Source organism: Nibribacter ruber (assembly GCF_009913235.1).
In the GTDB taxonomy this organism is placed as follows: domain Bacteria; phylum Bacteroidota; class Bacteroidia; order Cytophagales; family Hymenobacteraceae; genus Nibribacter; species Nibribacter ruber.
Window position 1 is genome coordinate 3,085,380 of record NZ_CP047897.1, and the last position, 21,281, is coordinate 3,106,660.

At 50.5% G+C, this 21,281-nt stretch carries 20 protein-coding genes; 12 read left to right on the plus strand and 8 right to left on the minus strand.

Going from position 1 to position 21,281, the window contains the following annotated elements; all coding sequences use genetic code 11:
• Nucleotides 1-352: 352 nt before the first annotated feature.
• Nucleotides 353-1,426: an anhydro-N-acetylmuramic acid kinase gene (locus tag GU926_RS13010; RefSeq protein ID WP_160692555.1), complete on the minus strand. Its 1,074-nt coding sequence runs from the start codon at nucleotides 1,424-1,426 to the stop codon at nucleotides 353-355.
• 106 nt (nucleotides 1,427-1,532) lie between these two features.
• Between GU926_RS13010 and GU926_RS13015 the strand changes: the two genes are divergently transcribed.
• On the plus strand, nucleotides 1,533-1,841 hold the full coding sequence (locus GU926_RS13015) for an ArsR/SmtB family transcription factor (RefSeq protein WP_048921996.1): 309 nt from the start codon (nucleotides 1,533-1,535) through the stop codon (nucleotides 1,839-1,841).
• A gap of 203 nt (nucleotides 1,842-2,044) precedes the next feature.
• Here GU926_RS13015 and hemA read toward each other — a convergent pair whose 3' ends face one another.
• A complete protein-coding gene (gene hemA / locus GU926_RS13020; RefSeq protein ID WP_160692557.1) occupies nucleotides 2,045-3,319 on the minus strand; it encodes a glutamyl-tRNA reductase in 1,275 nt (424 codons plus the stop codon).
• Between the two features lie 204 nt (nucleotides 3,320-3,523).
• Here hemA and GU926_RS13025 point away from each other — a divergent pair, with 204 nt between their 5' ends.
• On the plus strand, nucleotides 3,524-4,711 hold the full coding sequence (locus GU926_RS13025; protein WP_160692559.1) for a sensor histidine kinase: 1,188 nt from the start codon (nucleotides 3,524-3,526) through the stop codon (nucleotides 4,709-4,711).
• Between the two features lie 42 nt (nucleotides 4,712-4,753).
• Here the strand turns inward: GU926_RS13025 and GU926_RS13030 are convergent, their stop codons facing one another.
• Nucleotides 4,754-5,512, minus strand: a complete 759-nt coding sequence (locus GU926_RS13030) for a carboxypeptidase-like regulatory domain-containing protein (protein ID WP_160692561.1) — start codon at nucleotides 5,510-5,512, stop codon at nucleotides 4,754-4,756.
• Nucleotides 5,513-5,559: 47 nt separating this feature from the next.
• Nucleotides 5,560-6,243 (minus strand): carboxypeptidase-like regulatory domain-containing protein, encoded by a 684-nt coding sequence (locus tag GU926_RS13035; protein ID WP_160692563.1) that lies wholly within the window; start codon nucleotides 6,241-6,243, stop codon nucleotides 5,560-5,562.
• 200 nt (nucleotides 6,244-6,443) lie between these two features.
• Between GU926_RS13035 and GU926_RS13040 the strand changes: the two genes are divergently transcribed.
• A complete protein-coding gene (locus tag GU926_RS13040; RefSeq protein ID WP_160692565.1) occupies nucleotides 6,444-8,141 on the plus strand; it encodes an amino acid permease in 1,698 nt (565 codons plus the stop codon).
• 76 nt (nucleotides 8,142-8,217) lie between these two features.
• Nucleotides 8,218-8,655, plus strand: a complete 438-nt coding sequence (locus tag GU926_RS13045; RefSeq protein ID WP_160692567.1) for a hypothetical protein — start codon at nucleotides 8,218-8,220, stop codon at nucleotides 8,653-8,655.
• A gap of 1 nt (nucleotide 8,656) precedes the next feature.
• On the opposite strand, the gene GU926_RS13050 is transcribed toward GU926_RS13045, so the two are convergent.
• A complete protein-coding gene (locus GU926_RS13050; protein WP_160692569.1) occupies nucleotides 8,657-9,556 on the minus strand; it encodes a DMT family transporter in 900 nt (299 codons plus the stop codon).
• Between the two features lie 793 nt (nucleotides 9,557-10,349).
• Entirely contained in the window at nucleotides 10,350-11,354 is a 1,005-nt protein-coding gene (gene dusB, locus GU926_RS13055; RefSeq protein WP_160692571.1) for a tRNA dihydrouridine synthase DusB, read from the minus strand.
• Nucleotides 11,355-11,410: 56 nt separating this feature from the next.
• Here dusB and GU926_RS13060 point away from each other — a divergent pair, with 56 nt between their 5' ends.
• The 4 genes from GU926_RS13060 (at nucleotide 11,411) to GU926_RS13075 (ending at nucleotide 15,412) form a co-directional block, all read left to right on the plus strand.
• Complete coding sequence (locus GU926_RS13060) at nucleotides 11,411-12,355, plus strand: CPBP family intramembrane glutamic endopeptidase (RefSeq protein WP_160692573.1); 945 nt, start codon at nucleotides 11,411-11,413, stop codon at nucleotides 12,353-12,355.
• Between the two features lie 69 nt (nucleotides 12,356-12,424).
• Nucleotides 12,425-13,258 carry a phosphatidate cytidylyltransferase gene (locus GU926_RS13065; protein ID WP_160692575.1) on the plus strand — a complete coding sequence of 278 codons (834 nt, stop codon included), beginning with the start codon at nucleotides 12,425-12,427 and terminating at the stop codon, nucleotides 13,256-13,258.
• Between the two features lie 101 nt (nucleotides 13,259-13,359).
• A complete protein-coding gene (locus tag GU926_RS13070) occupies nucleotides 13,360-14,634 on the plus strand; it encodes a Glu/Leu/Phe/Val family dehydrogenase (protein WP_160692577.1) in 1,275 nt (424 codons plus the stop codon).
• Between the two features lie 112 nt (nucleotides 14,635-14,746).
• On the plus strand, nucleotides 14,747-15,412 hold the full coding sequence (locus tag GU926_RS13075) for a phosphatidylserine decarboxylase family protein (RefSeq protein ID WP_160692579.1): 666 nt from the start codon (nucleotides 14,747-14,749) through the stop codon (nucleotides 15,410-15,412).
• A 194-nt stretch (nucleotides 15,413-15,606) separates the two neighbouring features.
• Here the strand turns inward: GU926_RS13075 and GU926_RS13080 are convergent, their stop codons facing one another.
• Together GU926_RS13080 and ribD are read right to left on the minus strand one after the other, a co-directional pair.
• Entirely contained in the window at nucleotides 15,607-16,089 is a 483-nt protein-coding gene (locus tag GU926_RS13080; RefSeq protein WP_160692581.1) for a GAF domain-containing protein, read from the minus strand.
• A gap of 175 nt (nucleotides 16,090-16,264) precedes the next feature.
• Nucleotides 16,265-17,302 (minus strand): bifunctional diaminohydroxyphosphoribosylaminopyrimidine deaminase/5-amino-6-(5-phosphoribosylamino)uracil reductase RibD, encoded by a 1,038-nt coding sequence (gene ribD / locus GU926_RS13085; RefSeq protein ID WP_160692583.1) that lies wholly within the window; start codon nucleotides 17,300-17,302, stop codon nucleotides 16,265-16,267.
• Nucleotides 17,303-17,367: 65 nt separating this feature from the next.
• Here ribD and prmC point away from each other — a divergent pair, with 65 nt between their 5' ends.
• The 4 genes from prmC to galE all read left to right on the plus strand — a co-directional run bounded on the left by prmC (nucleotide 17,368) and on the right by galE (nucleotide 21,280).
• On the plus strand, nucleotides 17,368-18,222 hold the full coding sequence (gene prmC / locus GU926_RS13090) for a peptide chain release factor N(5)-glutamine methyltransferase (RefSeq protein ID WP_160692585.1): 855 nt from the start codon (nucleotides 17,368-17,370) through the stop codon (nucleotides 18,220-18,222).
• A gap of 139 nt (nucleotides 18,223-18,361) precedes the next feature.
• Nucleotides 18,362-18,952, plus strand: coding sequence for an acyltransferase (locus GU926_RS13095; RefSeq protein WP_160692587.1), 591 nt, complete (start codon nucleotides 18,362-18,364; stop codon nucleotides 18,950-18,952).
• Between the two features lie 12 nt (nucleotides 18,953-18,964).
• Nucleotides 18,965-20,254 (plus strand): nucleotide sugar dehydrogenase, encoded by a 1,290-nt coding sequence (locus tag GU926_RS13100; protein ID WP_160692589.1) that lies wholly within the window; start codon nucleotides 18,965-18,967, stop codon nucleotides 20,252-20,254.
• Nucleotides 20,255-20,263: 9 nt separating this feature from the next.
• Entirely contained in the window at nucleotides 20,264-21,280 is a 1,017-nt protein-coding gene (galE, locus tag GU926_RS13105) for a UDP-glucose 4-epimerase GalE (protein WP_160692591.1), read from the plus strand.
• Nucleotide 21,281 lies beyond the last annotated feature (1 nt).

The following is a 21,281-nucleotide window of genomic DNA, read 5'->3' on the forward strand; positions in this document are numbered from 1 at the left end:
TGCCGCCTTGTTTCATTATGTCTGCTAAGCGCTCGCGGCCGCGGGGCCCCGTCTTCCTGCCTCGCGCTGTACCAGCTTGCCTCTTCTGCGTAGCAACTTCATTTAGTGGTCAAGTTGCTTATGCCTTGTAGTGGTCGCTGTTCTAACCTGAGGCGGCAACCTGCTTAGGCGCTCGTCAGAAAGACTGGAACAGGTGCGGGTAGCAAAGGCCTTTGCCAAACGCAGATTCCCCCCTTGAGGGGGGCGAAGGGGGGTGTTGACACCTGCAGTTAAAACATCCAGCAATCAACAATCAACAATAAGAAATAGAATCGTTTTTAGCCTCTTTTCTGAGAATCAAGCCAAAAACGAGTTACATCCAGTAAATGGCACCGCCGCAGTTGTCCTGGCTGGCACCGGTTACGCTTTGCAGACAGTTGTTTTCCTGGCGCCAGCGCAACACGCCCAGAAACGCGAAGATGAGGGCCTCTTTGAAATTAACCAGCTCTGGCTCCGGTACTACCACTTCAAACGTTGGTCCTAAGTAGTGTTGAATCTGCTCCACCAGAAAGCTGTTGAACGCTCCGCCGCCCGTCAACAAGAGTTTGCCGTGGGCCTGAGAGGCGTGCTGTTTCACAGACTGGGCAATCTGGTAGCCAATGTGATGACATGCCGTGTGTAGTTTGTCTTGGGTAGATGCTTTGGAGTGGCTTAAGACCTTGAGGCTGTTCTCATCTGCCCATTCCTTACCGATGGACTTTGGATAGGCCGCTGAGAAATAAGCGGCCTCATTCAGTTTCTCAAACAGGTCTTGTTGCAACTGTCCTTGTCTGGCCAGCTCGCCGTTTCGGTCATAGGCAAAGCCTAATTCCTCAGCCAAGTGGTTCAGGAGCATGTTGCAGCAGGAGATGTCAAAGGCCACGCGGCGGTCTGACCCTTCCTGCGAGATATTGGAGATACCGCCTAGGTTCAGGCAGAAGTCATAGCCAGAGAACAGCAGTTTGTCCCCGATGGGCACCAGCGGGGCGCCTTGTCCGCCCAAGGCAATGTCCAGGGTTCTGAAGTCGCAGACCACGGGTAAACCAGCCGCCGCGGCTAGATAAGCGCCGCTCCCCACCTGGAACGTGATGTCCAATTGGGGCTGGTGAAAAATGGTATGGCCGTGCGAAGAGACAAAATCAACCGAAAGTTTATTTGCCTCCACGAAGTTTTTTACTAGCTCACCTAAATAGCGCCCGTAGGCCCTGTCAGTGGCGATTATCTCGGCGGCGCTAGCTTCTGTGAGGGTAGAAAGAAGCTTCAGCCAAACATCTGTATATGGAAGTGTTTCAGTATTAAGGATTTTATATATCCAATTCTTTTCATTATACGTAAATCTGCAATAAGCTAAGTCAACTCCGTCAAGGGAGGTGCCAGACATTATTCCTATAACATGGTAAGTCGCCATGCGTTAAAGTAACATAATGTTCAGGTACCGTCAAAAACTGGAGGGGATTTGGCGGGTTTAAAGGCGTGTAGTAGCGCTAATTGTAGTACTGGTAAGTGTGTCCCTTATGAAAAGTTTATTATCCAGAGTTGAATCTAAGAAGATAGATAAGGCGGCGTCCATGCTGAAGGTGTTGGCGCATCCTAAAAGGTTGGCCATCGTGGATCTTCTGGGTAAGGAAGACAAAATGACCGTGACGGAAATCTATAATTACTTGGATTTGCCTCAGGCCATCGCCTCACAGCATTTGATTACCTTGAAAGACAAGGGAGTTCTTTCTTCCTTTAAGGTGGGCACCAAAATCTATTATTCCCTTTCCATCCCTAAGCTGATTGATGTGATTGACTGCCTGGAGGAATGTTGCGGTGACCTGTAATCTTTCTCCGGCGTAAGTAAATCTGTCAAGTAAGTACCCCCTGGAACCGTTTCCAGTCTGCAGTTGGTGTAGGCTAGAAACGGTTTTATTTTGCCCTTTTGTCAAGGAGACCGTTTTTGGGCTGTTTTCTGGGAAATAGGCCAAAAACGAAAAGCGGGACTCTCTAGAAAGAAAGTCCCGCTTTTTTATGGGTTTGCGTTGGCTTATGAATGTGCCTCGGCGGATTGTTTCTCTAAATCAAACAGGTCAGTTAAGACGTCAATCAGGGTCTCGGCCTCCCCGCGTTTGCAGGCGGCTTTCAATTGAAGCACCGGCAACTTGATGATTTTCTGCATCATGGACTTGGTGATGTCGTCAATGTGCCTGGCTTCTTCGGCAGAAACCTTCTTCATGTAACGGGCCATCTCTTCCTGACGGATAGTCTCTAGGGCGTTCTTCAGTTTCTGGATGGTAGGGGAGACGTTCATCTCTTTGCTCCAGTCCTCAAAAGAAGCAATGGACTCTGTGATAATCTGCTTCACATGCGGTACAGACTCAAGACGGCGTTGCAGGGCCTCAGAAGCTTTGCTCTGGATGGTGTCAATGTTGTACAGCAACACACCCGGCACGCTTTCTACTTCTGGCTCTACACTGCGCGGTACGCTCAGGTCAATAAAGAACTTGTAAGTCAAGACCTCCAGACGGCTTACCATCTCTTTGGTGAAGAACGGCTCATCGCGGGCCACTGAGGAGATGATGACATCAGCCTCTTTCATGGCCTCTACCAGATTCTCAAACGCAACCACTTCCAGACCGCACTCATCAGCTAAGATTTGGGCTTTGGCTTGGGTACGGTTAGAGATTTTTACGTTCTGGAATTCAGAGTCTTTCAAGTGACGGCACACATCGGCGCCAATCTCACCCAGGCCTACGACTAAGATTTTAGGGTTGGCTACCTCGGTGGTCAGGCTTTCTACCAGCTCCAGGGCGGCGTAAGAGGTAGAGGCGGCTCCGTCACGGAACGAGGTCTCTTGTACTACGCGCTTGTTGGTGAAGAAGATGGTGTGCAACAGGCGGTGCAGGAACGGGCCGGCGGCCTCGTTGTCCACGCTCCACTGGTACGCTTGCTTCACTTGGTTAGAAATCTGCATGTCACCTACCACCTGCGCCTCTAGGCCCATGGCCACGTTGAACAAATGCAGAACGGCGTCTGCGTGCTCATTGACAATGGTAAAGTAGTCTAGGTACTGTGAAATATTCTGGATTCCCTTGCTGATGCCCAACAGCTTCACAATCTCTTGGCTGTAGTCAGAATCAGCGGTATAGTATACCTCCGTGCGGTTGCACGTAGAAAGTACAAGGATGTCAGTAGCTTGGATGTATGTTTTGAGCGTTTGCAGGAACTGTCGGCACGACCCCTCATCCAACGCGATCAGCTCCCTTATGTCTAAAGGCGCTTTTTTATGTGAAAGACTGACGGCTCTAAAGTTTTGGAACATACGGCACTTTAAAATAGCACGCAAAATTACAATCGCAATAGTTAAGATGAAACCCTATTCTTTTATTATTTCATCTATTTATAGTCATTCAAAATTAGCGCGGGTAGACGCTTCTTCTGCTATCTTCGTTAAGAGTATGCTTAAATTGCTCTGGGCATAACCCTCTCACAGGACGGGCGTATCTCCTGAAGCGTTGCTTTGTACATGATTCCAACCTCCATTTATTCTAAAAAAGCCCGGATTAAGCTCCTCATCATGACCGTTGCCCTGGTCATTGGCGCTTCTACCGTGATTTATACCAACCTCTTGGTGGCCAAACTCTCTGAGCGCGAACAACAGCTCATTGACTTGTACGCCAAAGGGTTACGCTATATGAACAACGCTGACATTAACAGCGGTAACCTGGTGTTCATACAGGAGGAAATCATTGACGCCAACCGTTCTGTGCCCGTGATTCTTACGGATGAGAACGAAGAACCCATCGCTTATAAGAACCTCACACTGCCCCAAAAGATTTCAAAAAAGCGCGAAAATAACCTTCTGCGCCGTGAAATTGCCAAGATGAAGCTCCAGCACAAACCCATAGTGGTGGAGGAGCCGGGCGTGTTCAAAAACTATATTTTCTACAAGGATTCTGAACTGCTCACCCAGTTGCGCTACTATCCTTATGTGCAGTTGACTGTTATCGCCTGTCTTTCTTTGATTGCCTACTACGCCTTCAGTTATTCGCGCAAGGCAGAGCAGAACCGGGTGTGGGTAGGTCTGGCCAAGGAGACTGCGCACCAGTTGGGCACCCCGCTTTCCTCGCTCATGGCCTGGTATGAGTACATGAAAGGAAGCCCTCGGTTTGACAACGAGCCCATTGTGGAGGAACTGGGCAAGGACGTGCGAAGGCTGGAGATTATCACCGAGCGTTTCTCCAACATCGGGTCTGTGCCTATTTTAAAAGACGAGCCTTTGAAAAAGGTGGTGGAAAACGCCATCGGCTACCTGCGCAACCGCGTGTCCCAGAAGGTGGCCTTTTATATAGAGTCTGAGTTCCCCGAGGAGACCACGGCCAAGGTCAACATCCCGCTGTTTGAGTGGGTAATTGAGAACATCTGCAAGAACGCCGTTGATGCCATGGAGGGCAAAGGCAGTATCACGCTCCGTATCACCAAGAGCAACACCAAGAACGCCATCGCGCTAGACATCCAAGACACGGGCAAAGGCATCCCGAAGACCAAGCAGGAAGAAGTCTTCGTGCCGGGCTTCACGACCAAAAAGCGCGGTTGGGGCTTAGGTTTGGCACTAGCCAGGCGTATTATTGAGAACTACCACCAAGGGAGGCTCTTCGTGAAGAACTCTGAGGTAGGGAAGGGTACTACCTTTAGAATGGTCTTGAACCGGTAGCTCGTTTTTGGGCTGTTATGGTGAAAAGAGGCTAAAAACGGATTAGTGGAAGAGGTTGTGTACCCTTTGATACAAGCCACGGGGCGTGTACCATTTGTAAATTGGGAAGGCACCACCTACTATCACCACTTCATCAATTGGCTTATTTTCTGCTTGTAGTTGTATGATTATTGAAGAACTAATTTGGAGGTTATTCAATAGTCTTTCTTGTTCTTTATACCCAATAAAAGAGAATGTTAAAACAGGTTCTCCACCTAAATTTTTACTTGGTACATCTAAAATGAATCTCCCTTCTCCATTGGTAACAGATGCAATTCTAGTTCCTTTTAAAAGTATGGAAACTCCGGGAAGAGGCTCGTTTGTTTCAGCATCTATAACTTGTCCTTTTAGAACTACTTCGCTGTCCTGTGAAGAAGTAGTCATTGTTGCATTAGGCTGAACTCTGATGGCTGTAAAAACCGGCTGTTGAGAAGAAGGTGTACTACTTTTAGTTTGCGCCTCAACTGTCTTAGTGCTCAACCACGCTGAAAGTCCTAAAGCCACTGCCCGCCACGTCCAGCTATTGTTAGAAGGTGTAGAAGCGATAAGTTCTCTGGCTAATTGCTTCTCAGTAAACCGTCCGCAAGTGTTTCCTTTCTGCTTGCTCAACCAGCGCACTACTTCCGCATCTGTCATGAAGGTGAAGTCCACTACCGTCTTCTGGCAACTGTTGCAGTATCTGCCTTTGTCGTGGCGCGTCATAGCGTTCCAATCCTCATGGCAAGGTTCAGGTACTGTGACGGTAAGCCGGTTTTTAAACATAAAGGTTGTTTTTGGGCTGTTTTCTGGGAATTAGGTGAAAAACGGTATTATCGGAAGAGGTTGCGTAATCTATCATACGCGCCACGCGGGGTGTACCATCTATAATATGAAGTGACTGACACCTCGCCTAGCCAGTGAGTTGCTGGTTCTAGTGCTAAGAGCAGGAAGTCCTTTTTCAATACGTCTCCTATGTTACGTTCTTCTGTCTTATAGCCAACATAATAGAAGACGATGACACCAGTATTAAGTGAGACGTTATTTGGAATGCTAAGCGTAAAATGTCCTTTTTTATCAGTTGCAGTAGCGGTAGTTGTTCCTTTTATCTGCACTGTAACCCCGGGTAAACCTTCTTTAGTTGTCAAATCTAAAACCGCACCTTTCAGGAGTGCAGAATCCTGTTTAGACACTGATATAGTCTTATTTAAATCAAAAGACTGAATAGTAGATGACAAGGTTACTTGCTCCATGGTAGGAGTTGTGACCACTTTAGCCTCGGCTGTTCTTGTGCTTAACCAGGCAGAAAGCCCGAAGGTAATTGCTTTCCAAGTATAACTTTGGCGGATGGGGGAGGAGACAAGTAATTTGTCAAGTTGTCTGTCTTTAAACCTTCCGCAGGTGCGTCCTTCTGCTTTAGAAAACCACTGCACTATCTCTGCATTGCTCATTACAGTGAAATCTATAACCGTCTTAGAACAGCTCTGGCAGAAGCGGCCTTGGCCTTGCGGGGTCATGGCTTGCCAGGCTTCGTGGCAAGGCTGGGGGACGGAAACGGTGAGGCGTTGGCCGGGCATGGGAGATATAGCTATGTCTAAATATACGCAAGCTTCTTCAGTTCTGATTATTTTGATTAAATTTCACCTCCAAAACCTACACCAACGCTAACAAAGTGAGTCTAAAGAGCCTTTTCCGCCGCAAGAGTTTGACGGCCCTTATGCATACCCCGCCCGCCGATGTAGCGACCCACCCGGGCGCTGTGGAGGAGGGGTTGGAGCGTAACCTGACCGTACGGGACTTAACCTCCCTGGGCATTGCCGCCATTATTGGCGCCGGTATTTTCAGTACCATCGGTAATGCCAGTTTTGAGGGTGGTCCGGCGGTGTCTTTGCTGTTTGTGTTTACCGCCATTGCCTGTGCGTTCTCTGCCTTGTGCTATGCGCAGTTTGCGGCTACCATTCCCGTGAGCGGTTCTGCCTATACGTATGCATACACCTCGTTTGGCGAATTGGCGGCCTGGATCATTGGCTGGGCGCTTATCATGGAATACACCGTGGGGAACATTGTGGTGGCCATCTCCTGGAGCGATTATTTTACCGGGCTTTTGAGCGGCGTTGGGTTGGATATGCCGGCCTGGCTGACCATGGGTACCCAGAGTGCCTATAAAGGCTTTCAGGCGGTGCAGGAACTGTTGGCCACCGGGCAGCCGGCTTCTGCCGCAGACCCTGCCACGCTAGACGCCTACAACACCTGGCAAAGCGCCCCAGACTTTTTGGGTGGTAAACTGGTGATTGACCTACCGGCCTTTATGATCAATGCGGTCATCACTACGCTGGTGTACATAGGCATTAAAGAATCTAAGAACGCCTCTAACCTGTTGGTGATCTTGAAGATGGCCGTGGTGTTTGTAGTGATAGCCGTGGGCGTTTTCTACGTGCAGCCAGAAAACTGGAGCCCGTTTGCACCCAACGGCATTGGCGGGGTCTTGAAAGGAGTTTCTGCCGTGTTCTTCGCCTATATCGGGTTTGACGCCATTTCTACCACCGCTGAAGAATGTAAAAATCCCCAGCGCGATCTGCCCAGAGCCATGCTCTATGCCTTGGTCATCTGTACCGTTTTATACGTGATCATCACTCTCGTTTTAACAGGCATGGTGCCCTATACAGAACTAGCCGTGGGCGATCCTTTGGCCTATGTGTTCACCAAAGTAGGTGTGGATTGGCTGGCCGGCGTAGTAGCCGTGAGTGCCATTTTTGCCATGGCTTCTGTGTTATTGGTGTTCCAGATTGGCCAGCCCCGCATCTGGATGACCATGTCCCGTGATGGTCTCTTGCCGCCGGTGTTCTCCAAAGTGCATCCGCGTTTCAGGACGCCTTCTTTCTCTACCTTGGTGACCGGTTTCTTTGTGGGCGTGCCTGCTTTGCTCTTGAACATGGACCTGGTGATTGACCTGACCAGTATTGGAACGCTGTTCGCGTTTGCTCTGGTGTGCGGTGGCATTTTGATCATTGACCCACGCGGCACCTCAGATGCTCGTTTCAAAGTGCCTTATTTTAATGGACGGTTCTTGGTGCCGTTGTTGTTGTCTCTCATTGGCGTGGCTGTGCTCATGTACAACCGCGCGGCTATTGATGAGTTCTGGAGCGCCGTGGCTTGGAACGGCGGGTACGAAGAGTTCAGGCACCAGATTCCTATGGTCGTGTTCTTGATTTCCTGTGTCTTGTTGGCTTGGGTGTCCTTTGCCAAACAGCTTTCTCTGCTGCCGGTGCTGGGACTTTTGACCAATCTGTACTTGATGACGCAACTGGGTGTAAACAACTGGTTGCTGTTTGGGATTTGGTTGTTGATAGGCCTGGCCATCTACTTCGGGTACAGCCGTAAACACAGCAAACTAGCCGCCACCGAAGCTCAATAATATATTCCCTTGTTTGTAGCATCTGCTCTGGTAAACGTGCCAGGGCAGATGACTACCAAGTAGCTCCTCTATTCCCGTGATCGAGAAATTCATACCAGAAAGTAGTTTGCAACTCACCTTGCGCAAGGACATGGGTATTCTGTTCCTGCGTTGGTCTAAGCAGGTGAGCTCAGAACAGATTCGGCAAGGATATGTGCAGGCGCTGGACTTCGCGGAAGAAGTGGGGGCCCACCTTTGGCTTTTCGACTTGCGAGGCCGGGGCGGCGCTACAGCTGAGGACGAGGACTGGATTCTGCAGCATTTCTACCCAAGCGTTCAGGAACGTCTGCAACACATGGGCTATTTCGCGTACTTAGTCTCTCCCAAGCACTACACGCACCTGCGAGACAACGTGGGTCTGGAGCGCTTGTTCAACTACAGCGATGCCGTGAAGATCCGTCCTTTTGTGTCTGAGCTGGAAGCCGTGGAATGGCTGCAGCTCCACAAAACCCTTCCCTCTGCCAAAGACGCCTGACTTATTTAGCCCTGTTCACCAGCAGCACCCCGGCCAGAATCACGGCCATGCCCACGTAGTGCATCAGGTGAATACTTTCCCCATCGGCTACGCCCCAGATCAAGGCGACAATCGGCATTAAATAGGTAGACGTGCTGGCAAACAGCGTGCCCGTCATGTGGATGAGTTTGTTGTAAAACACCAAGCCAATGGCCGTGCTGAAGACCGCCAACAAGGTAATGTAGCCCAAGGCCTCCCACGCCTGCGGAACAGTGCTTAGCTTATGAAATGCATCTGTGGTACACAGGTAGACAAATGCTATAGGACCTACCGTAAGCAAGGCCAGACTAGCCATGGTGATGGCTTTTAATCCCGCCAGTTTGTGCTTAATGATGTTGAGGCTTCCGCCGTATAGGATGGTGGCCAGCACTACATACAAGCCATACAGCCCGTTGGACGAGTTTTCCTCGGCGCTGCCCGAGAAAATCAACACCGCCGTGCCCACAATTCCAATCACAATACCCGTCACGCGCAAAGCCGTAATCTTCTGCTGAAAGAAAATAGCGCCAATGATGAGCGTGAACAAAGCGGTCAGGGAATTCAACACGCCTGCCAAACCACTCGCCAACTGGGTTTCTGCATACGCGAACAGAAACGCCGGAAGAAGATTGCCAATGAGCCCGCTGATGAGTAAGAACTTCCACTGCTGCGGCGTAGGCGCCTTCAATCCCCTCAGTGCGAAAGGCAGCAGAGACACCGTGGCAATGGTAATCCTGATGGCGCCCAGCTCATCTGAACTGTACACTTCCAGCCCTTTCTTAATCAGGATGAAAGACGTTCCCCAAATCAGCGCCAGGCCAAACAGGATGATCCAAGCAAGGAGCGGGGTAGAAGTAGGGGCGGTGGTATCTTTTGTGGTCACGGTGCGTGAGAAGGATAGAAGTAAGGCCGCAAAGATAGAAGAAGCTTTTCCGTTTTTGGGCTAGTTTCCAGAAAACAGGCTAAAAACGAGGTGGAGGGTGTAGACACTCGATGGAACTTCGCGCGCACTACGAGGTCTTTTGAGGCTTGGCTACATTGGTCATTCTTCCTTTTTCTCTCACCTTTTCTATTGATATTGTCCTTTTACTTTGTCATCCTGAAAGGACCTTGGTGGCGAACTAGACAGGGCTTTGCCAAACGCAGATTCTCTCCTTGAGGATTGGCCCACCGCGGATTCTCCCCTTGAGGGGAGCGAAGAGGGGTGTTTACATCAGTAGGTCACTTTTTCCGCGTCTGCCTACCAAACCCATCTTTCCAACCTTCCCTGCATTTACTTTCTGCATAGGTCTGTTACTTTTCTCCTTGATGAGAAAAGTAACCAAAAGAATCAAGAGCCCCCGAACTCGCTGACCGCTCGGACAGGGCGGGGGCTCAAAGAGGTGCACCGTGAGAAGCTATCTGTTCCATAGCCGGCTTACGCCATTGCCAATAGACACGTCACTGCTTTCTCCCTCGGGCAAAGAGACTTAAACTGACCAGTCTCTTTTCCCTCGGTCAAGGGCAGACGGGTTAATGAGGGAGGTGTGGCAATGCCTGCATGCGCTGGCGCGGTGTAAAAGGTGAATCGTTTTTGGCTTGTTTTCCTGAAAACAGGCCAAAAACGAGAATGCCCTAAAGACAAATCTTCAGGGCATTCCTGTATTATAATTAACTCAAGACTCAGAACTCGCGACTCAGGACTCTACTTCCGCGTATTCTAAGGTGTTAGCAATCTCGTCTAAGATGGCGTAGATTTCTGCGGGGTCTTCTGTCTGCACCAGGCGCATACGGTAGCTTTTTACGTTGGGCAGGCCTCTGAAATAGTTGGCGTAATGGCGGCGCATCTCAAAGATTCCTAGTTTCAAACCTTTCCACTCCAGGCTGCGGTCAAAGTGCATCTTGCACATGTCAATGCGCTCCTGGATGGTAGGCGGGGCCAGCAGTTCGCCGGTTTGCTGGAAGTGCTTGATTTCTCTGAAAATCCAGGGGTAGCCAATGGAGGCGCGGCCAATCATGATGCCATCCACGCCGTATTGCTCTTTGTATTCCACGGCCTTTTGCGGCGTGTCAATGTCGCCGTTCCCGAAGATGGGAATTTTAATGCGGGGGTTTTCCTTGATTTTACGGATGAGGGTCCAGTCGGCCTCGCCTTTGTACATCTGCACGCGCGTGCGGCCGTGAACCGTCAAAGCCTGACAGCCGATGTCCTGCAAGCGCTCGGCCACTTCCTCTACGTTTTTGGTAGAATCGTCCCAGCCTAAGCGCGTCTTTACGGTCACCGGCAAACCGAAGGGCTCTACGGCTTTGACAATGGCCGAGGTCATGGCCACCATCTTCGGGATGTCACGCAACAGCGCTGCGCCCGCGCCTTTGCAGGCTACGTTCTTCACCGGGCAGCCGTAGTTAATATCAATCAAGTCTGGCCCTACGGCGGCAGAAATGGCGGCAGACTCGCGCATGGCCTCAATCTCAGACCCGAAGATCTGGATACCAATGGGGCGCTCGTAATCAAATATGTCTAGCTTCTGACGGCTTTTGGCGGCGTCTCTGATGAGGCCCTCAGAGGAAATGAACTCGGTGTACATCAGGTCGGCGCCGTTGGCCTTGCACACCGCCCTGAACGGCGGATCACTCACATCCTCCATAGGAGCCAGCAGCAGCGGGAAGTCCGGAAGCTCTATTTTGCCAATTTTTACCACGTGGAACAGTTTAATAATTTCGCGTAAATTTACGTCAAGTAAACCACACCGCCTATATGAAAGGTTTCATACACCCGCGTCTGCATCCATTTGTCTCTTTGTTGTTGCTGACGGTCTTTGTCATAGCAGGCTTGTTTGTGGGCATGTTCCTGGCCATGGTGGTGAACAAGGCGCTGTACGGCTACGGCATGATGCAGATGACCGAGATTCTGCAAAGCCCCACGGATTTTCCCGAAGGACGCCAGGCCATGTTGCTCTACCAGGCCATTACGCACCTGGGCGGTTTTACGCTGGGTACCCTGGCCTTCCTTAAATTCAACGCCCAGGCTCCTTTTTCATTTTTATCGCCGCGCACGCACGTACCCGCCGGGCTTTTGTTGATGAGCGCTCTGTTAATTGTCCTGATTATGCCGGCCAATTCCTGGCTGATTGAATGGAACGTCAATTTTAAGTTTCCGGAGTTTCTGAGAGCCTTTGAGCAGGACGCCAAAGCCACTGAAGAACGCCTGCGCGTACTGACCGAGTACCTGACCCGTTTTGAAACCGTGGGTTCCCTGATTTTTGGGTTAGTGGTGGTGGCCGTCATTCCGGCTATTGGCGAGGAGTTGGTCTTTAGGGGCGTGGCGCAGCAGGAGCTGGCGCGTTGGTTCAAAAATCCGCACGTGGGCATCTGGTTGGCGGCTTTCTTGTTTGGCGCGGTGCACTTTCAGTTCTATGGCTTCTTCCCGAGGATGGCCTTGGGCGCGGTGTTGGGCTATCTCTACTTATGGTCTAAGAACATCTGGGTGCCCATTGTGGGCCATTTTATGAACAACGGCTTCACGGTGCTTTTTCTGTACCTGCACCAGCGCGGAACGGTAGACGTAGAGATTGAATCTACAGAGGCCATGCCGTGGTATTGGTCCTTGGGTTCTGTGGTATTGAGCGGTGCCGTTTTGTACGTGCTGCAAAAAGGATACAACCAAGTAAGCCAACCGGCAGTAAACGAAGACCGTTTTTAGCCTCTTTTCCAGAAAACTGCCCAAAACGAAGTTTCATCACGCAGGCGTCTAAGCCTTCCCAAATTTATAATGGAGAAACCAACCAAGAAACCTTCCAGCAATCTGCAACAGCGTATTTGGGCCGGGGCCGCGGGTGCTGCTCTTTTTGTGGGTGGCATTTACTTTAGCGAATGGACTTTTTTTCTGCTGTTCCTGGCCTTGACCGTTTTGGGTCTGCTGGAGTTCTACCGTCTGCTTTCTGTCAAAGGCTTTCAGCCTAACCGGGCCATGGGGCTGCTGTTGGGGGTGGGGCTGTATGTGCTCAGCTTCTTTATAAAGCAAGACCAGATCTCCAGTGACTGGCTGTTTTTGCTGCCGCCGGTCATGCTGCTGGTGCTGGTAGCTGAGCTGTACCGCAAGAAAGAGCAACCGTTCACCAACATCGCCTTGACCCTTACTGGCGTGCTCTACATTGCCGCGCCGTTCAGCATGCTGCACGTGCTGGCCTTCTTGCCAGACCGCTACAGCTGGCAGATAATATTAGGCGTTATGCTCTTGATCTGGGCCTCAGACACGGGCGCGTACATAGCGGGTAAGTCGTTTGGCAGGCACAAGCTGTTCCCCAGGATTTCGCCGGGCAAGACCTGGGAAGGCTGGATAGGCGGCGTCATCCTGTCTCTGGTGGTGGCGTATGTGCTGGCAATGTACTTTGCGGACCTGACTTTGGTGCAGTGGCTGGGCGTGGGCGCGTTGGTGTCTGTGTTTGGCGTACTGGGTGATCTGGTGGAGTCTATGCTCAAGCGCAGCCTGGACGTGAAAGACTCTGGTACGTTGATTCCCGGGCACGGCGGCATCTTGGATCGGTTTGACAGTTTGATATTGGTGGTGCCTTTTTTGGTGGCTTTTTTGGAGTTAATACATTAAGTGTATAACAAATAATGAATGATGCCCAGATTACTGGCTTTACGTTGGAAATCTTCTAATTTTGCCACCCAAATAGAAACCAGAATTATAAAATTGATAATATGGCCTATAAAGAACCTGCCCCTATAAAGGACAAAGAAAGCCCATTTGAGTCTATGATGTCTCGCTTCAACATTGCTGCTGAAGCACTTGGGTTAGATGATGAGACGTATAACGTGTTAAAATCGCCGGCCCGTCAGGTGATTGTGAACCTGCCTGTGACCATGGATGATGGTAGCATCAAGGTGTTTGAAGGCTTTAGAGTAGTGCACTCCACTATCCTGGGTCCGTCAAAAGGTGGTATCCGCTATGACATGGGCGTATTTCTGGATGAGGTAAAGGCCCTGGCTGCCTGGATGACCTGGAAATGTGCCGTGGTGGATATTCCGTACGGCGGTGCCAAAGGTGGTATTGTGTGTGATCCTTCTACCATGTCTGCCGGTGAGATGGAGCGTTTAACCCGCGCCTACACCGTGGCTTTGATTGATACCTTTGGTCCAGATCAGGATATTCCGGCCCCAGACATGGGTACCGGTCCAAGAGAAATGGCCTGGTTGATGGATGAGTACTCCAAAACCAAAGGCATGACCGTGAACTCTGTAGTGACGGGCAAGCCGTTGGTATTGGGCGGTTCACTGGGGCGTGTAGAGGCTACCGGACGCGGCGTGATGGTGTCTGCCATGGCCGCCATGGAGAAACTGGGCATGGATCCAAGCCAGACTACGGCGGCGGTGCAGGGCTTCGGGAACGTAGGTTCCTGGGCGGCTAAGTTGCTGGCCGAGCGCGGTGTGAAAATCTTGGGCGTAAGTGACGTGAGCGGTGCCTACTGGAACGAGAACGGCATCAACATTGAAGAAGCCATTGCCTACAAGAACGCCCACAACGGAAGACTGGAAGGCTACACCGGCGCTGATAAAATCAGCAATGATGACCTCTTGACTTCTAAAGTAGACTTGCTGGTGCCTGCCGCGGTAGAAGACGTGATCACGGTGCGTAATGCAGACAAGATCCAGGCCAAGCTGATTGTAGAAGGCGCCAACGGCCCTACTTCTGCTAACGCTGACCGCATCATCAATGAGAAGGGCATCATGGTAGTGCCAGACATTCTGGCCAACTCAGGCGGGGTGACCGTGTCTTACTTTGAGTGGGTGCAGAACCGCATGGGCTACAAGTGGAGCCTGGAGATGGTAACCGAGCGCTCTGAGCGCATCATGAAAGAGGCGTTCAACAAAGTGTATGACGCTTCTCAGAAATACAACGTGCCAATGCGTATTGCGGCCTACATTGTGGCCATTGACAAAGTGGCGCAGACCTATAAATTCCGCGGCGGATTCTAAGCCCCGGGCACCGCAAGGTTAAAAATTTATAAAACTTAAGAAACCGCTTCCCGTCTTTGTAGATGGGAGGCGGTTTTTTTATATTTTTGCTGTAACTATCTAAAAGGAGTACATGAAAATTCACAAAGAAGGACGAAAGATTCTGTTCTTTACCTTGCTCGGCTTGTTGATCGCCAACCTGGTACTTTATTATTTTAACAGCAACCTCCTCGTTAACCGAATTTTCACCGGTGCCTCTGTTATTGTCTTTCTGCTCATTCTGCAGTTCTTCCGGAGCCCGTACCGCAACCTGTTGTTGCATGAGGACTTGGTCATAGCCCCTGCCGATGGAAAAGTGGTGGTGATTGAAGACGTGGAGGAGCCGGAGTACTTCCAGGGTATGCGCAAGCAGATTTCCATCTTCATGTCGCCTATTAACGTGCACATTACCCGCAACCCGGTTTCTGGCGTGGTGAAGTACTTTAAATACCACCCGGGTAATTACCTGGTGGCGTGGCACCCAAAATCCAGCACCAAGAACGAGCGTACCACCACCGTGGTTGAGTCTCTAGCTGGTCCAGAGGTGTTGTTCCGGCAGATTGCCGGCGCCATGGCCCGCCGCATTGTCTGGTATGTGACCGAAGGCGATGAAGTAAACCAAGGCGAGGAGTTCGGGTTCATTAAGTTTGGCTCCCGCGTAGACATCTTTGTGCCGCTAGACACCGAGGTGAGAGTGCAGCTGGGTCAAAAAACCAAAGGCGGCCAGACCGTGATTGCCCAGTTGAAGACAACGGTATAGTATCAAGTAGCACGTAGCAAGTATCAAGATTTAAAAAGGTATATAAAGCAGAAGCGGTTCCTTGCATGCAAGGAACCGCTTCTGCTTTAAAGGAGTGGATAGCGATTAGTCTATTTTCGTTTTTGGCTTGTTTTCCAGAAAATAGGCCAAAAACGAAAGTCTTGCTACCTGATACTTTCTACACGATACTAAACTTAAAACCAGCTTTCAGCCAGCTTCATTAACTGCTCCAAGTATTTCTGGTCTACTTCGTCAAAGTCATTGAGGCGGTCGCTGTCCACATCTAAGACCATCACTACCTCGCCGTTTTTCATGACCGGTACCACAATCTCAGACTTGGAATCTGAACTGCAGGCAATGTGCCCGGGGAACGCTTCTACGTCTGGCACTATGATGGTCTCTTGACGGGTATAGCAAGCACCACATACGCCTTTGTGGAACGGAATGCGCGTGCAGGCTATCGGTCCCTGGAACGGGCCTAAGACCAACTCGCCTTCCTTCACCAAGTACGCGCCCACCCAGAAAAACCCGAAGCCCTGGCGCAGGGCCGCCATGGTGTTGGCCAGGTTGGCAATCAAATCGGTTTCTGGGCCAATCAGCGCCTCTATCTGCGGAAGCAAGGCTTTGTATTTTTCCTCTTTGCTGAGGTTTGCGTCTATTAACAGGTTTTCTGCCATTTGAATAATGTGCTAATGGTGGAATGTGCTATCTCTCTTTACTAAAATGCACGTCAGTCATTTTAGAACTACAAAGGTAGCCTCTGAAGTTTCCTGTCACAACTATAGTGCGGTGGGCTGGATGATACCTTCCGTTTTTGGCCTATTTTCTAGAAAATAGGCCAAAAACGAAGCCTTAGAATTGGTTTCGGTAGATGGTCAAGGTGTCCTCGCCAATTTTCTCTTTATAAGTGGCGACAAGGTTTGGTAGCTGCGGACCTTTAATGCCACTTTGCAGGCGTTTAGGAGATTTAAATACTCTTATCTCGTCCCAAAGGCCTTTCTGAATAAAAGAATCCAGCAACGTGGTGCCGCCTTCCACCAGTACAGACTGCACCTGCCGCTGGTACAAGTCCTGCATCATTTGGTCTAACACGTCCAATTCAGGAGAGACTGTCACGAAATGCGTCTGGGAAAGGCTGGGTTTCTGGGCAAAAGTATAGACCCAGGTAGGGTGGGAGTTGTCTAGCAGATGGTGCGTGGCCGGTAGCTGCAGGTGCTTGTCAATGGTGATTCTCAACGGCGAAGGGCCATGCCAATGGCGTGCGTTGAGTGTGGGGTTGTCGTGCAAGGCGGTGCGCGTGCCCACCAGAATGGCCTGCTCTTGGGTGCGCCATTTGTGCACCAGCTTCTGCGACAAAGCCCCAGAGATTTGACAGGCTTGGTAGTCTGGGAGCGCAATGAAACCATCTGAAGACTCTGCCCACTTTAAAACCAGATAAGGCCTTTTCTGCGTCTGAAACTTGAAGAAACGTTTGTTGACTTCTAAGCCTTTTGATTCAAGGAGTCCAGTAGTGACCGTACAGCCTGCATCTTTTAATTTTTGAATGCCTTTGCCGGCCACTAGGGGATTTGGGTCTGTGTTGCAAATCACCACATCCTGCACGCCGTGTTTAATCAATAAATCTGCGCAGGGTGGCGTCTTGCCATAATGGGAGCAGGGTTCCAAGGTTACGTACACTCGGCTTTGGCGCAGCAGGCTTTTGTCTTGTACGCTATTGATAGCGTTGACCTCGGCGTGCGGGCCGCCGTATTGTTGGTGCCAGCCTTCGCCAGTGATCATGCCGTCATGCACAACCACGCAGCCCACCATGGGATTGGGTCTGGCAAAGCCTTCGCCTAAGAGCGCCAGATCCAGGGCGCGTTGCATGAATTTTTCGTCTACCGTTTCCATAAGCCTATTATTGGAGTGCCGAATATCGGGTGTTTTTTCAGAAATTGCCCAAAACCAGCAAAAGCATGACTATTCAAAACCTACTGCAAACGCTCACGGCCCAACTGGAAACCGTCTACGACGCCAATGAAGCCAGAACCATTACGGAATGGGTGCTGCAGCATGAGTTGAAATGCTCCCGCTTTGAGCTGTTACAGCAGCGGCTTTCTGAGGCGTCTGCTAAATTGCAGGACCAAGTAGATGGCTTCTTGCCTAGGCTTCTGGCACAGGAACCTGTGCAGTACGTGTTGGGCGAGGCTTCTTTCTATGGTCGTGAGTTTCTGGTATCGCCAGCGGTATTGATTCCCAGGTCAGAGACAGAAGAGCTGGTGCAAATGGTCATTCAGGAGTATAAACGTCATGCAGAGGTAAAGTTGCTGGACATTGGCACCGGTAGTGGCTGTATACCTATTACACTGTCGCTGGAACTGCCTCATGCCATAGTCTGGGGCTTGGACGTTTCCACAGAGGCCCTTACTATTGCCAGGCAGAATGGACTGGAACTAGCCGCACGGGTCCAGTGGCTGCACCAAGACATTCTTCAGGAAGTGCCGGCTATTGCCCCGGCGTCTCTGGATGCGGTCGTTAGCAACCCACCGTATGTGCTGGAGGAGGAGAAAGGACTGATGCGAGACAATGTACTCTCGTTTGAACCTCATCTGGCTTTGTTCGTGCCTGATCATGATCCGCTGTTATTTTACCGCCGCATTGCAGATCTGGCCTTAAACCAGCTTAAACCCCAAGGCAAGCTATTCTTTGAGATCAATGAACGGTACGCGCAGGAAACTGCGGCCATGTTGCGGGAATGGGGGTACAAGATGATAGAAATCAAAAAAGATTTGCGCGGAAAAGATAGGTTTGTCACGGCTTCTTTCGTTTAGCTACTAAAGCGTTCGTGTTCCATTCATAGTGTCTGGGCGAATTATTATAAATACCGTACCTTTGCCTATTAAAAATAATGATATCCTTTTGTCAGGTTTGTCCGTAGGTAGCCTGATTCTCTAGGGGTCCCTTTTGCCGATGTCTGATTTTTCTCAATCGTATTTTGCCCATGAAACTGCCGTCATTGATGAGGGCTGTACCATTGGCGAGGGCACCAAAATCTGGCACTTCTCGCATATTATGCCCAATTGCGCTATTGGCAGACGCTGTAACATTGGGCAGAACGTGGTCATTTCGCCAGACGTGGTGCTGGGCGAAAACGTGAAAATTCAGAACAACGTCTCTGTCTACAGTGGAGTGGTGTGTGAGGATGATGTGTTCTTGGGGCCTTCCATGGTGTTTACCAACGTGTTAAACCCTAGAAGTGCTATCAACCGGAGAGGCGAGTACCAGAAAACCCTGGTGCAGAAAGGTGCTAGCATTGGTGCCAACGCCACTATCGTGTGCGGAAACACCATCGGGTCCTATGCCTTGATTGGGGCCGGAGCGGTCGTGACCAAAGACGTGGCCCCTTATGCGTTAGTATATGGCAATCCGTCCAGGCAGCGCGGGTGGGTGAGCGAGGCGGGTCATAAATTGACCTTTGATGAAACGCAAAAGGCTATCTGCCCAGAGACCTACGAAGTATATCAATTAGAAAACAATACAGTAACCAAGTTATACATTTAAATAGAATTTATCGTGTATCAGCAACTACTTAACAAAGAGGCCAAGCTAGCAGTAATCGGATTAGGATATGTGGGACTTCCCATTGCATTGGAGTTCGCAAAGAAGATCAGCGTGATTGGGTTTGACATCAACGAGAAGCGCGTGGAGATGATGCGCAACAACATTGATCCGAGCGGAGAACTGGAGGCATCTGCCTTTGAAGGCACGGACATTACTTTCACGCATAAGTTGGACGTTTTAAAAGAAGCCCGTTTCTTCATAGTAGCCGTGCCAACCCCCATAGACGCTTATGCCCTACCGGATCTAAAGCCTCTTCTGGGCGCCTCTTCCACGGTAGGCAAGGTGCTGAAGGAAGGTGATTACGTGGTGTATGAGTCTACCGTTTACCCAGGCTGTACCGAGGAGGACTGCATTCCTGTACTGGAGCGCGAGTCTGGCCTGAAATTCCCGACCGACTTCAAAGTGGGCTATTCGCCGGAGCGCATCAACCCAGGCGACAAGGAGCACACGCTTACCAAGATCGTGAAAGTGGTTTCTGGTTGCGATGCGGAGTCTCTGGATGTGGTTGCCAAGGTGTATGAACTGGTGATTGAGGCTGGCGTGCACCGCGCATCTTCCATCAAAGTAGCAGAAGCAGCCAAGATCATTGAAAACACCCAGCGTGACGTGAACATCGCGCTGATGAACGAGCTTTCCATCATCTTTGACCGGATGAATATTAATACCTATGAAGTGTTGGAGGCCTCAGGCACCAAGTGGAACTTCTTAAAGTTCTTCCCAGGGCTGGTAGGTGGCCACTGCATTGGGGTGGATCCTTACTATCTCACGTACAAGGCCAAGGCCCTGGGCTACGACTCTAAGATTATCCTGAGCGGCCGTACCCTCAATGACGGTATGGGCGCCTATGTGGCCAGCAAGGCCATCAAGATGATGATCAAGGAAGGGAAAGCCATCTCCAAGGCCAAGGTGCTGGTAATGGGAGCCACCTTCAAAGAGAACGTGGAGGACATCCGCAACTCTAAAGTAGCAGATGTTATTAATGAACTGAAGAGCTTCGGGGTGCAGGTAGACGTGGTAGATCCGTATGCGGACTCTGCGGAGTTGGAGCATGAGTATGGCTTTGCCCTTCAGGAGAACCCGACCAACGACTATGATGCCATTGTGGTGGCGGTGAATCACAAAGACTACCTGGGCTTTGACGAGGAGTACTTCAAGAGCATCTCCACCGACCATCCGATCGTGATTGACTTGAAAGGAATATACCGTGGCAAGGTTAATTCTTTGCCTTATTGGAGTTTATAATTAGGTAGAATGAGTAAAATACTGGTGACAGGCGGGGCTGGCTACATCGGCTCCCATACGGTGGTAGAATTGGTGAATGCCGGCTATACTCCCATTATTGTAGACAACTTCAGTAACTCAGAGGAGCGCGTGCTTAATGGGATTGCGCAGATTCTTGGCCAACAAGTGGTTTGCCATAAGGTGGATTGTACGGACGCGAAGGTGCTCCAAGAAGTGTTTACCAAAGAAGGAGACATTGCCGGTGTCATTCACTTTGCAGCTTTTAAAGCGGTGGGTGAGTCTGTGGCGGAGCCTCTAAAATACTACCATAACAATGTGGCGGGGCTGGTGACTTTGTTGCAAGTGATGGAAGCCAATAAAGTGACCAGACTGGTATTCTCCTCCTCCTGCACCGTGTACGGTATTCCAGAGAAACTGCCGGTAACCGAAGAGACGCCTACCCAGAAAGCCAACTCGCCTTATGGTAACACCAAAAAGATTGACGAGGAGATTCTACGGGATGTGGCCACCAGCGGAAGCGCTTTGAGAACCATCGCTCTTCGGTATTTCAACCCCATCGGGGCGCATGAATCGGCATTGATCGGGGAATTGCCCTTAGGCGTTCCCAACAACTTAGTGCCGTTCATTACCCAGACCGCCGCCGGCCTGAGAGATAGCCTCACCGTGTACGGCACTGACTATGACACCCCAGATGGAAGCTGCATTAGAGACTACGTGCACGTAGTGGATTTAGCCAAAGCACACGTGGCCGCCATTAAGCGATTAGAGAAAGAGGAACCAGCTGCGTTTGAGGTCTTTAATGTGGGGACGGGGCAAGGAAGCAGCGTATTAGAAGTAGTGAAAGCCTTTGAGAAGGCCACCAGCAAGCCGTTTCCATATAAAACCGGCCCGCGCCGTGCTGGGGACGTACCGGCCATTTATGCAGACGTAACCAAAGCCACCGAAGAACTTGGTTTCAAAACCTCTCTTTCTTTAGAGGAGAGTCTTGCCAGTTCTTGGGCATGGCAGCAAGCGTTAGGAAAGTAAT